A 10,907-nucleotide genomic window follows, 5' to 3' on the forward strand; every position below is an offset into this window, starting at 1 on the left:
CCGACGGCGCGCGCGGCCGGCGCGAGCGTGGCAAGCTCGGGATGGCGGGCGATCGCGGCCATGGTGACCGAGGCGCCGAGCCTTACCTTACCGCCGGAAACACTGATTGCCGACAGGGTAGGCTCGGTCACGCGGATAAGGCTGGAAACGGAAACGTCGCCCTCGTTGGCGGCGCGAACGACCAGCGTGCCGCCGCCGAGATAGCGCGTGCCCGCCGCCTGGAGCGCCGCATTGGCGTCTTTGACGGAGGAGAAGGTCTGCAGCGCAAGCGACATGGCGCGCTCCCCGATCTAGCTGTTGCCGGCGAAATGGCTCTTCAGGGCATTGAAGCCGCCCTGGAAGACATTGGCGCCCATGCCCTCGGCGAGCTTCTCGGCTTCCTCGGGGGCTGCGTCGAAGCTCGCGCTCCATTCGGCATAGGTGCGGTTGCCGTCGGTGACGCGGCGCAATTGCAGCGTCGCCTTGTGGTTGGTGATCGGCTGCGGGGTCTCGAGGATCGAATAGCTGACCAGGAAATTCTCGTCGGAGAAGTCGAGCAGCTTTTCGCGCAGCCGGGCCCCGCTGACTAGCTTGAAGTTGCGCACGCAGCCGATGGTAGCGGCGTCCTTGCCGTCCTCGATGTGGCTTTCCACCATGCGCGGATGCCAGCCAGGCAGGCCGTTGAAGTCGCGGATGCGCGCCCAGACCTGCTCGACCGGCGCGTCGATGACGCTGGAGATAGTGACTTTCGCCATATGCTCGTTCCCTTCCCAAAGATGGGAAGGAGGCTAGGGCGGCGGGCGGGGCGGCGCTTATCAACGCGTCTTGCGCGCCTATCAATCAGTCTGATTCTCGGCGGCTCAGGACATTGCCCGCGCCGCTTCGCGGTAGAGCGTCGGCGGCACGCCGACATGATCGCGGAAGAAGCGCGAGAAATTGCCCTGGGTGGTGAAGCCGAGATTGCAGGCGACCGAGATCAGCGGCTCTTGCGACCATTGCAGCTGGCGCACGGCTTCCTCCATGCGCAGCGTGTTCCAGTAGACGTTCGGGGTCAGGTTGGTCTGTTCCTTGAACAGCGCGAAGAAATGCGGCCGGGACAGGCCGACGCTGCGCGCCACGTCGTCGAAGGAGATCCGCTCGCAGACGTTGGCCTTCATCAGCTGGATCGCCTTGCGGACGCGGAAATCCAGCATCGTGTTGATGCGAGCGCGCGCCGCCTGCGGCGCCGAGGCATCGGCGGCGTCGAGCACGCTGTCGATGAAGCGCTCGATCTCATAGTTGGCGACGTCGTCGATGCTTTCGTTGTCGGTCAGGTGATCGAGCAGGTTCGCCGCCGCCTGATGCAACCACGGCTCCAGCGTTATTGCCGCCTGCGCAAACAGCGGCGCGGAGGGCGGCAGATCACGGCGCCGCCGCGCCCAGTCGGGATCGATATAGAAGGCAAGGAAAAGGCCGGGCTTGCCGTCGCGCGAAAGCGCGTGGCTGTGCGGTTGAAAGGAGTTGATGCCGGCGGCGGTCTCCGGTCCCAGCGGCACCGTCTCGCGGCCGATCGTCATTTCGCCGGCCGTGCCTTCCAGCCAGATGATGAGATGCGCCTCGCCATGGGCATGGGTGACGAAGTCGTTGGCGACATTCAGGACAGAGACATGTCCGAACCGGCCCCAATAGAGCCTGATCGCGTCCGTCATGGGTATATTTCCTCCCCCAGGCGACTGGCCTCCCTTCGCCTGCCCGGGGATTGTGCGACCGGGGTGTGGCGGCGTCAAGGCAGGCAGACGCGGCGGAACTTGCGTTCAAAGCGCCTGGGCGGATTTTCAGACTGAGCGATAGGCTGGAAGAAACGAGGCGCTGGTGGTCTCTGGAACACCCCTCATCCGACCTCGCTGCGCGAGGCCACCTTCTCCCCCAGGGACCCTGGGGGAGAAGGTGAAAGCTAGTCGCTGCGCCGGAAGTTGCGGATGCGGTCGAACAGCACGGCGAGCAGAATGGCGCCGCCGATGAAAGTGCCTTGCCAGAAGGCGTTGATGCCGAGCAGGCCAAGACTGTTGCGGATCACCTCGATCAGGGCGGCGCCGACGATGGCGCCGAAGGCCGTGCCGACACCGCCGGCGAGATTGGCGCCGCCGATGACGGTGGCGGCGATCACCTGCAGCTCCATGCCGGTGCCGAGATTGGTGGTGACGGCACCCAGCCAGCCGGTCTGGATGATGCCGGCGACACCGGCCGAGAGCGCCGAGATCATGTAGACCGCGACCTTGATCTGGCGCACCGGAACACCGGTCAGCGTCGCCGCATGCTCGTTGCCGCCGATGGCGAAGATGTGCCGGCCGAACTTGGTCCAGCGCAGGATGAAGCCGGTGATCAGCGCCAGAAGGATCATGTACAGCACCGGATTAGCGATGCCGAACACCCAGGCGCCGCCGCCCAGCGCCAGAAGCTTGTCGTGATCGGGTCCGAACTGGAAGACGACGGTGTTGTTGGAGGCGACCATGGCGAGGCTGCGGGCGACCGACAGCATGCCGAGCGTCACCACGAAAGGCGGGAAGCCGAGATAGGCGATGAGCACGCCGTTGAAGGCGCCGATGGCAAGCGCGGTGGCGATCGACGCCAGGATGCCGACCTCGATCGAATAGCCGGCGTGCATGGTGACGGCCAGCACCATCGAGCACAGGCACAACACCGAGCCGACCGACAGGTCGATGCCGCCGGTGATGATGACGAAGGTCATACCAAGCGCGACGATGGCGACGAAGGTGATGTTGCGGGTGATGTTGTAAAGGTTCTTCTGCGTGGCGAAGGCATCAGTGGCGAAGGACAGGAACAGACAGGCGAGGATGACCGCGATCACCACCCAGAAGGTCTGGCTGGACAGCACGCGCGACACGAAAGTGTGCTGCTTCTGCGCGATCGTCTGGTCAAGGGTGACTGCCATTATCGACCTTTCCTGCCGGCGGTGAAGGCGCCAAACGTCAAGAATTCCAGTGCTTTCATGCCACTTGCTCGATGGCGCCGGTGATCAGCCCGGTGACTTCCTCGGGCGAGCTCGAGGCGATCTTCTTGTCGGCGACCTTCCTGCCGCGCCGCATGACGATGACGCGGTCGGCGACGTCGAAGACGTCGGGCATGCGGTGGCTGATCAGCACGACGGCGATGCCCTGGTCGCGCAGATGGCGGATCAGATTCAGCACTTCGGCGACCTGCCTGACCGAGATCGCCGCGGTCGGCTCGTCCATCAGCACGATCTTGGCCTGCGACAGCATGGTGCGGGCAATGGCCACCGCCTGGCGCTGGCCGCCCGACATCTGCTTGACGAGGTCGCGCGGCCGGGTCTCGGATTTCAGCTCGGCGAAGATCTGGCCGGCACGCTTGTACATGGCGGCATAGTCGAGAATGCGGAAAGGGCCGACGCCGCGACGCAGCTCGCGCCCGAGATAGACGTTTGCCGCCGCCGTGAGGTTGTTGCACAGCGCCAGGTCCTGGTGGACGATCTCGATGCCGTGCTGGCGGGCTTCCACCGGTTTGTGAAGGATCAGCTCCTTGTCGTCCATGCGCATGGTGCCGTGACTCGGGCGGAAATTGCCGGCAATCATCTTGACCAGCGTCGACTTGCCGGCGCCGTTGTCGCCCATCAGGCCAACGACTTCGCCGGCCTCCAGCGTGAACGAGACGTCGTTCACCGCCTGGATGGCGCCGAAATGCTTCGAGATGTTGGCGAGTTCGAGAACCGACACCAGCCTTAAGCCTCCCCTTTTTCGCCCCGCGACGGCCCTGCCATGGTTGCCGGCGCCGCATGGGTCTCGCGCCTCCAGCTCCTCCAGAGCAGGTGCGATAGACTCATTTAGGCAAATGCGGACATGGGCGTCAATCAATTGTCGGGCGATTAATTTCGGAACTCGTCGAAAAATCGGTTTTGTAGGACAAATAGGAATTGACGTCGGCTGCGAGCCGATATTAGCTAGCGTCGGAGGAAGAACCTGCCCGCGCAAATCGCCGGTCGGCGGAAGCGGCGGGCAGGGGATTTGATCCGGTAACGCCAGCGTCCATTCGACCTGGAACGGATCGGCAAATGCTTATCGGCCCCGGCTTGAGACACGGACGTTCGAGGCAATTCCCGTGTCCCTTTCATTCGGGCCGATCGGTGTGGCGGGCACGTCGTGTCCGTCTGTTTTCAAGGGAGGACTGATATGAGGAAATCACTTTTGCTCGCCGCCGTCGCCGCCATGGCGTTGGGCGCCGGGCCGGCTTTGGCCAAGAAACAGGTCGTCATTGTCGTGAAGGGTCTCGACAACCCGTTCTTCGAAGCCATCCACCAGGGCTGCGAGAAGTGGAACAAGGAGAATGCCAGCTCCGAATATGAATGCTTCTACACCGGTCCGGCATCGACCTCAGACGAGGCCGGCGAAGCCCAGATCGTGCAGGACATGCTGAGCAAGCCGGATACGGCCGCAATGGCGATCTCACCGTCGAACGCGCCGCTGATCGCGCAGACGATCAAGAGCGCCAATCCGTCGATCCCGATCATGACCGTCGACGCCGACCTAGCCAAGGAAGATGCAGCGCTGCGCAAGACCTATCTCGGCACCGACAACTATCTGATGGGCAAGAAGATCGGTGAGTACATCAAGAAGGCCAAGCCGAACGGCGGCACGGTCTGCCTGATCGAAGGCAACCCCGCAGCCGACAACATCCTGCGCCGCGCCCAAGGCACGCGCGATGCGCTCAGCGGCAAGGAAGGCCTTGCGGCGCTGGCCGGCGAAGGTGGCTGGACCGAGGTGGCGGGGTGCCCGGTGTTCACCAACGACGACGGCGCCAAGGGCGTGCAGGCGATGACCGACATCCTTGCCGCCAATCCCAAACTCGATGCCTTCGCAATCGAGGGTGGTTGGCCGCTGTTCGGCGCGCCGCAGCCCTACCGCGACCTGTTCAAGCCGATGGCCGACAAGATCGCCAAGAATGAATTCGTCATCGGCGCCGCCGATACGATCGGCGACGAGGTGGCGATCGCCAAGGATGGCCTTGTGACTGCACTGGTCGGTCAACGGCCGTTCGAGATGGGCTACAAGGCACCGTCGGTGATGATTGACCTGATCGAAGGCAAGAAGGTCGACGATCCGGTCTTCACCGGCCTTGACGAATGCACCAAGGACACGGTCGACACCTGCATCCAGAAGTAAGCTTCGATCTCGGGGCGCCTGCCAACGGGCGCCCCGCCTCATCGGTTCAAGACAATGGGCGAAGCAAGCATTGTCGGGGCGTGAGGCTCCGGCTTTGACGCGCCCATGGCGTGCATTTTCGGCGAAGCGACCGACGGGCACGAAAGCAACAGGCGGTTCCTCGCGCAGTTTGCCGCCACATTGGAACGTCGATGTCGGACGAGAAAGCAAGGAAGCGATCCGCCAGGGTAGGGGCGCCAGCCGCCAGCCCGGCCGCTACCGTTCGCCGGCCTGACATGGCATGGGTTCCAGGTTCAAGCGTCCATACCTCGCTGGCCGGCGAAATCGGGCTGCGGATCGTGCGCGGGGATTATCCGCCTGGAACCATCCTGCCCAACGAAGCCAAATGGTCGGAAACCTTCAACGTCAGCCGCTCGGCGGTGCGCGAGGCGATCAAGATGCTGATGGCGAAAAGCCTGTTGGCCTCACGCCCGAAGATCGGCAGCTGGGTCGAGCCGAAGGAACGCTGGAACCTGCTCGACCGCGACGTGCTTGCCTGGTACGCCACCGCGCCCGATCGCGAGGTTTTCCTCAAGACCGTGCAGGAATTCCGTCACATCATCGAGCCGGAAGCCAGCGCCTTCGCCGCCTTGCGGCGGAGCGAGGAGCAGATGGCCGAGATCAGCCAGGCCTGCCGGGAGATGGGCCAAGCCACCAACCTGCAGGAGCGAACCCGCGCCGACACACGCTTCCATCTCGCCATCCTGAGAGCTTCGGGCAACGATCTCCTGGTGCCGCTCGGCGTGCTGATCGAATCGGCGCTCGACCATCTCTTCGTCTTCGTCACGCGCGAGCACAGCGATCAGCGCCGGGCCCAGTCCCTGCACGAGGCGATAGAGAAGAACATTCGCCTCCAGCGCCCGGCCGCCGCCAGAAGCGCCGTGCATAGGCTCCTCGCCAACACCGACGAGGTGATCAAGCTTTCGCGGCGCTGAGAAAGCTTGCGCCGCGGCTGTCAGATCTTCTGCTTCACGCCATCCTTCGACGGCATCAGGTCGACGCCGTTGAGCTTGCCGATATGGGTGGCCAGCATCGGCACATACTGCTCGGCCGGCCCCGCGGCGAAGGCAGTCGCGAACGAGTTCTTGGTGGCGTTGCCGAGCGGGTTGGCAATGCCGGCAGCGCCCGCCATCGATTCCAGATAGGTCAAATCCTTGAACGCATTGGCGACGGAGAATTTGTGGGCGTCGCGGTCGCCATCAAGCGTCCAGCGCATGAAGGTCTGGTAGAAGCCGCAATCCATGCGGCCATTGCGGATCACGCTGTCGAAGCGCGGCGGCGAGATTCCGACCTTCTCAGCCAGCGCCAGCGCCTCCGAATAGATCGCCGCGTAGCCCAGCGAGATGAAATTGTTGAGCAATTTCATGCGGTGGCCATCGCCGGTGCCGCCGATATGGACGATGCGGCCGGCCCAGGTCTCGATCACCGGCTTCAGCCTGGCGAAAACCGCGTCGGGCGCGCCGACCATGGCGTCGAGCGTGCCTTCCCAGGCCTCCTTCGGCGTGCGGCTGAGCGGCGCGTCGACATAATCGACACCGAGCGCCTCGAGCTCGGCGGCGAGCGCCATGGTTGAGACCGGATCGGATGTCGAGCAGTCGACGACGACCGAGCCTTTCCTCAAACCTTCCTTCAGCCCGCTAGGTCCCCGGATGATCGCCTCCACCTCGCGTGAGCCGGTGACGCAGATGAAGACGATGTCGGAGGCGGCCGCCACCTCACGAGACGTCGATGCCTCCTCCGCGCCGCGGCCGATCAGGTCTTCCGCCGGCTTGCGGTTCTTGCGGCCAAGGAAGGTGAGCGGGTAGCCCTTGTCGACGATGTTCTTGGCGATGCCGTGGCCCATCAGGCCGAGACCGATGAAACCGATGTTTTCGCGGGCAGCGGTGGTGGTCATGTCGTTTCGTCCCTGTCTTTGTTGATGATCGGCGCCGGCGCGGCCCGCCGGTGGCCGATGCTGGAAAAGGTTTTCGCGGATCGCGGTTGGCAGGCGATTGTGGAATGCCATATTGTCTGACAATACACATAGTTCCCGAGCAATGTGGAGAGCAAAATGACGAAGCGGATCATGTTCACCGGCGGCAGCGGCAAGGCCGGCCGCCATGTTGTTCAGTATCTGGTCGAGCATGGCTGCCAGGTGCTCAACATCGACACCAAGCCGCTCGACAACCCGAAGGTGCGCACGCTGATCACCGACATCACCGACAGCGGCCAGGTGTTCAACGCGCTATCGAGCTATGCGGGACTGCATGAATTCGACCCGTCGCTGCGGGCGCAGCCGGTCGATGCCGTGGTGCATTTCGCCGCCATCCCGCGCATCATGATCACGCCCGACAACGAGGTGTTCCGCATCAATGCGATGGGCACCTACAATGTCATCGAGGCGGCGGTGAAGCTCGGCATCCGCAAGGTGATCATCGCCTCCAGCGAGACGACCTACGGCCTGGTCTTCGCCAACGAGCCGCGCAATCCGATGCATTTTCCGCTCGATGAGGACTATGATGTCGATCCGATGGACAGCTATGCGTTGTCGAAAATCGTCAACGAAAAGACGGCGCGCGCCTTTGCGCTGCGCAGCGGCTTCGACATCTATGCGCTGCGCATCGGCAATGTTATCGAGCCGCATGAATATGCGCTGTTCCCGAAATGGTTCGCCGATCCGGGTTTCCGCAAGCGCATCGCCTGGAGCTATATCGACGCCCGCGATCTCGGCCAGATCACGTTGCGCGCCATCGAGAAGGATGGGCTGGGCTATCAGGTGTTCAACGCCGCCAATGACGACACCTCGTCCGATCTGCCGACGGCCGAGCTCTTGAAGCGCTTCTATCAAGGCGTGCCGGTCAAAGCCGAGCTCGGTGAATTCGAGACGCTGCTGTCGAACCGCAAGGCTCGGGAGGTGCTCGGCTTCCGCCCCGAACATAGCTGGCGCAAATACGTCAAAACTGCGTGAGGGGCGCCAAACACAGGTTGAGCTGTGCACATCCAGGCGCGTTGCGGCAAAGCTAGCTTGCCGTGCTTGACAGCTTCTGAAAACCAGACTTTCTGGATATATGCGGGACGCAAAGCCGAATAACGAAAAAAGGCCGCCGACGAAATCGGCATCCGCCGAACGTCCGGCGGGCGTTCGGCGGCCCGATGCGCCGCGCATCCCTGGCTCCAGCGTGCACGCGTCGCTGGCGAGCGAAATCGGCCTTCGGATCGTGCGCGGCGACTATCCGCCGGGCACCATCCTGCCCAACGAAGCGAAATGGTCGGAGACCTTCGACGTCAGCCGCTCGGCGGTGCGCGAGGCGATCAAGATGCTGATGGCCAAGAGCCTTCTGGCATCGCGGCCCAAGATCGGCAGCTGGGTGGAGCCGAAGGAGCGCTGGAACCTCCTCGACCGCGACGTGCTCGCCTGGTACGCGACGTCGCCGGATCGCGAGGTCTTCCTGAGGACGGTGCAGGAGTTCCGCCATATCATCGAGCCGGAGGCGACGGCTTTTGCCGCAATGCGGCGCACCGACGAGCAGATGGCCGAGATCAGCCAGGCCTGCCGGGAGATGGGCGAGGCGACCAACCTGCAGGAGCGCACCCGCGCCGACACGCGCTTCCACCTCGCCATCCTCCGGGCCTCGGGCAACGACCTCCTGGTGCCGCTGGGCGTCCTGATCGAGTCCGCCTTCGACCATCTTTTCGCCTATACGACCCGCGAGCTGGACGATTTGCAGCACGCCCAGAAACTGCACGAAGCGATCGAGAGGAATATCCGGCTGCAGCGGCCGGATGCGGCGCGCAACGCCGTACGCAAGCTGCTCGCCAATACAGACGACGTCATCCGCTCGCGCTGAGGCCTGCTGATATTCAGGTGATACCGGCCTGATCTGACTTCAATGAGCCTTAGCCTTCTCTCTCGCGCCCGAAGGCGGCGCGCAACTCGTCTTTCGCCTTTTCCAGAACTCGCTTTCGCGATTCCGGCAGGTTCCTGCCGGCGCGGTTGATGTAGAAATTCAGCATCGACATCGCGGATTGGAACGGCTCCGCCTTACGGCGATGGCTGTGCTCGGCCGAGCGCTTCAACGAGGCGGCGATCTTCTTGGCATCGTCGGATTCGAAGACGTGCTCCTCGAGATCCAGCGCATCGCTGTGCTCGGTCACTTCGGCAGACCATTTTTTCCTGGCGGTCATGGCGAAACTCCTTCCTTGGGCACAACTCCTTTGGGGCACAACTCCCCCTGGGGCACAACTCTGGGCGACATGACCGGTTCCCGATTGCTGGAGCCACGAATTGTCCCTTGTGGCGCTGCTCGGCGCAGGAAATGCGCCGATACTGGGCAAGACCGCCCGATCACAAAGAAGCGCAACAGGAAACGCCGTGACGACAACCGTCTCCAGCCGGGCAGGTGGCCCCGGCATCGACAGCGCCTACGCATGGACGCGGCTCGGCATCTCGATGCTCTTGTCGACGATCGGCGGCGCCGGCATGTGGGCGGTGGTCGTTGTTCTGCCCGCCGTGCAGGCCGAGTTCGGCGTCGACCGGGCCGCGGCTTCGATGCCCTATACCGCGACTATGGTCGGCTTCGCCGCCGGCAATGTGCTGATCGGACGCGCCATCGACCGCATGGGCTACTGGATCCCGGCGCTCGTCTCGGCGATGGCGCTCGGCGCAGGCTTCCTGCTTGCCTCGCTGACCACTTCGATCCTTGCATTCACCCTTGTCCAGGGGCTCCTGATCGGTCTCGGCACATCGGCGATCTTCGGCCCGTTGATCGCCGACATCTCGCACTGGTTCAACCGCCGCCGCGGCGTCGCGGTGACGGCGGCTGCATCCGGCAGCTACCTTGCCGGGGCAGTCTGGCCGACGGCGATGCCTTATGTCATGCAAGGCGAAGGCTGGCGCTTCACCTATGCCGCGATCGGCATCTTCTGCCTCGCCACCATGGTGCCGCTGGTGCTGATGCTGCGGCGCGGTGCGCCGCGCGAAGCCGCCCAAGGCTCGCCGGGGAGCCGGCCGGTACAGCCGATCTCGCTGTCGCCGGCGGCGCTGCAGATGCTGCTGGTCATTGCCGGCTTCGGCTGCTGCATGGCGATGTCGATGCCGCAGGTGCATATCGTCGCCTATTGCATGGATCTCGGCTACGGCGTCGCGCGCGGCGCCGATATGCTGTCGATCATGCTGGCTGCGGGCGTTGTCAGCCGGATTGGTTCAGGCTTCCTCGCCGATCGCATCGGCGCCGTGAAAACCTTGATCATCGGCTCGGCGCTGCAATGCCTGTCGCTGTTGTTCTACATTCCCTTCGACGGGCTGGCCTCGCTCTACGTGGTCTCGCTGGTATTCGGCCTGTCGCAAGGCGGCATCGTGCCCTGCTATGCGATCATCGTGCGCGACTACATGCCGGCCAAGGAAGCCGGCCAGCGGGTCGGCATCGTCTTGATGGCGACGATCTTCGGCATGGCGGTCGGCGGCTGGATGTCGGGCTGGATCTACGATCTCACCGGCTCCTACGCCGCCGCGTTCCTCAACGGCATCGCCTGGAACCTGGTCAATCTCGCGGCGATCGCGCTGCTTCGGTGGAAGGTCACCCGTAGCGCGACGGCTGCGGCCTGACAGCTTGACAATGGCGGACACGTGCGCGACCCCAGGCCGAGGCAGAACGGGCCGGGTGGCGCAATGACAAGCGATCCTCTTTCCACGGCCGCGCGCCGAACGTGCGAGGGCAAGGCGGTGACAAGGCCGCG

The 10,907-nt window shown here is 63.9% G+C and carries 12 protein-coding genes; 5 read left to right on the plus strand and 7 right to left on the minus strand.

What is annotated here, in order from left to right:
• The 5 genes from DH10_RS25555 to DH10_RS25575 form a co-directional block, all read right to left on the minus strand.
• Window positions 1–275 (minus strand): FAD binding domain-containing protein (locus DH10_RS25555; protein ID WP_192385496.1); only part of this gene is annotated, 275 nt, incomplete at its 3' end.
• Window positions 276–290: 15 nt separating this feature from the next.
• Window positions 291–734, minus strand: a complete 444-nt coding sequence (locus tag DH10_RS25560) for an SRPBCC family protein (RefSeq protein WP_192243374.1) — start codon at window positions 732–734, stop codon at window positions 291–293.
• Between the two features lie 105 nt (window positions 735–839).
• Window positions 840–1,667, minus strand: a complete 828-nt coding sequence (locus tag DH10_RS25565) for an AraC family transcriptional regulator (RefSeq protein ID WP_192243372.1) — start codon at window positions 1,665–1,667, stop codon at window positions 840–842.
• 245 nt (window positions 1,668–1,912) lie between these two features.
• Window positions 1,913–2,911: an ABC transporter permease gene (locus tag DH10_RS25570; RefSeq protein ID WP_192243370.1), complete on the minus strand. Its 999-nt coding sequence runs from the start codon at window positions 2,909–2,911 to the stop codon at window positions 1,913–1,915.
• A 55-nt stretch (window positions 2,912–2,966) separates the two neighbouring features.
• On the minus strand, window positions 2,967–3,710 hold the full coding sequence (locus tag DH10_RS25575; RefSeq protein ID WP_192243368.1) for an ATP-binding cassette domain-containing protein: 744 nt from the start codon (window positions 3,708–3,710) through the stop codon (window positions 2,967–2,969).
• A gap of 453 nt (window positions 3,711–4,163) precedes the next feature.
• Here DH10_RS25575 and DH10_RS25580 point away from each other — a divergent pair, with 453 nt between their 5' ends.
• Both DH10_RS25580 and DH10_RS25585 read left to right on the plus strand, forming a co-directional pair.
• Complete coding sequence (locus tag DH10_RS25580; protein WP_192243366.1) at window positions 4,164–5,153, plus strand: sugar-binding protein; 990 nt, start codon at window positions 4,164–4,166, stop codon at window positions 5,151–5,153.
• Between the two features lie 191 nt (window positions 5,154–5,344).
• The gene (locus DH10_RS25585; protein WP_192243364.1) at window positions 5,345–6,127 is read left to right on the plus strand and encodes a FadR/GntR family transcriptional regulator; all 783 of its coding nucleotides are present in this window, start codon (window positions 5,345–5,347) and stop codon (window positions 6,125–6,127) included.
• A 20-nt stretch (window positions 6,128–6,147) separates the two neighbouring features.
• Here the strand turns inward: DH10_RS25585 and DH10_RS25590 are convergent, their stop codons facing one another.
• Window positions 6,148–7,317 carry an NAD(P)-dependent oxidoreductase gene (locus DH10_RS25590; protein ID WP_343221620.1) on the minus strand — a complete coding sequence of 390 codons (1,170 nt, stop codon included), beginning with the start codon at window positions 7,315–7,317 and terminating at the stop codon, window positions 6,148–6,150.
• On the opposite strand from DH10_RS25590, the gene DH10_RS25595 reads away from it, so the two are divergent.
• The gene (locus DH10_RS25595; RefSeq protein ID WP_192243360.1) at window positions 7,243–8,139 is read left to right on the plus strand and encodes an NAD-dependent epimerase/dehydratase family protein; all 897 of its coding nucleotides are present in this window, start codon (window positions 7,243–7,245) and stop codon (window positions 8,137–8,139) included. The two genes, DH10_RS25590 and DH10_RS25595, sit on opposite strands and share 75 nt — an antisense overlap.
• A 100-nt stretch (window positions 8,140–8,239) precedes the next feature.
• Window positions 8,240–9,019: a FadR/GntR family transcriptional regulator gene (locus DH10_RS25600; protein WP_192243358.1), complete on the plus strand. Its 780-nt coding sequence runs from the start codon at window positions 8,240–8,242 to the stop codon at window positions 9,017–9,019.
• A 49-nt stretch (window positions 9,020–9,068) separates the two neighbouring features.
• Here the strand turns inward: DH10_RS25600 and DH10_RS25605 are convergent, their stop codons facing one another.
• Window positions 9,069–9,356, minus strand: coding sequence for a DUF3175 domain-containing protein (locus tag DH10_RS25605; protein WP_192243356.1), 288 nt, complete (start codon window positions 9,354–9,356; stop codon window positions 9,069–9,071).
• A 187-nt stretch (window positions 9,357–9,543) separates the two neighbouring features.
• On the opposite strand from DH10_RS25605, the gene DH10_RS25610 reads away from it, so the two are divergent.
• The gene (locus DH10_RS25610; RefSeq protein ID WP_192243354.1) at window positions 9,544–10,776 is read left to right on the plus strand and encodes an MFS transporter; all 1,233 of its coding nucleotides are present in this window, start codon (window positions 9,544–9,546) and stop codon (window positions 10,774–10,776) included.
• Window positions 10,777–10,907 lie beyond the last annotated feature (131 nt).

Origin of the sequence: Mesorhizobium silamurunense (genome assembly GCF_014843825.1) — a bacterium.
GTDB classification, from domain to species: Bacteria; Pseudomonadota; Alphaproteobacteria; order Rhizobiales; family Rhizobiaceae; genus Mesorhizobium; species Mesorhizobium silamurunense.

What these genes read in the sequence shown, in the direction of transcription:
- DH10_RS25595 (WP_192243360.1), top strand. Translation starts at nt 7,243, where the DNA reads ATGACGAAGCGGATCATGTTCACCGGCGGCAGCGGCAAGGCCGGCCGC.
- DH10_RS25580 (WP_192243366.1), top strand. Translation starts at nt 4,164, where the DNA reads ATGAGGAAATCACTTTTGCTCGCCGCCGTCGCCGCCATGGCGTTGGGC.
- DH10_RS25600 (WP_192243358.1), top strand. Translation starts at nt 8,240, where the DNA reads ATGCGGGACGCAAAGCCGAATAACGAAAAAAGGCCGCCGACGAAATCG.
- DH10_RS25590 (WP_343221620.1), bottom strand. Translation starts at nt 7,317, where the DNA reads ATGCTCGACCAGATACTGAACAACATGGCGGCCGGCCTTGCCGCTGCC.
- DH10_RS25570 (WP_192243370.1), bottom strand. Translation starts at nt 2,911, where the DNA reads ATGGCAGTCACCCTTGACCAGACGATCGCGCAGAAGCAGCACACTTTC.
- DH10_RS25560 (WP_192243374.1), bottom strand. Translation starts at nt 734, where the DNA reads ATGGCGAAAGTCACTATCTCCAGCGTCATCGACGCGCCGGTCGAGCAG.
- DH10_RS25585 (WP_192243364.1), top strand. Translation starts at nt 5,345, where the DNA reads ATGTCGGACGAGAAAGCAAGGAAGCGATCCGCCAGGGTAGGGGCGCCA.
- DH10_RS25605 (WP_192243356.1), bottom strand. Translation starts at nt 9,356, where the DNA reads ATGACCGCCAGGAAAAAATGGTCTGCCGAAGTGACCGAGCACAGCGAT.
- DH10_RS25565 (WP_192243372.1), bottom strand. Translation starts at nt 1,667, where the DNA reads ATGACGGACGCGATCAGGCTCTATTGGGGCCGGTTCGGACATGTCTCT.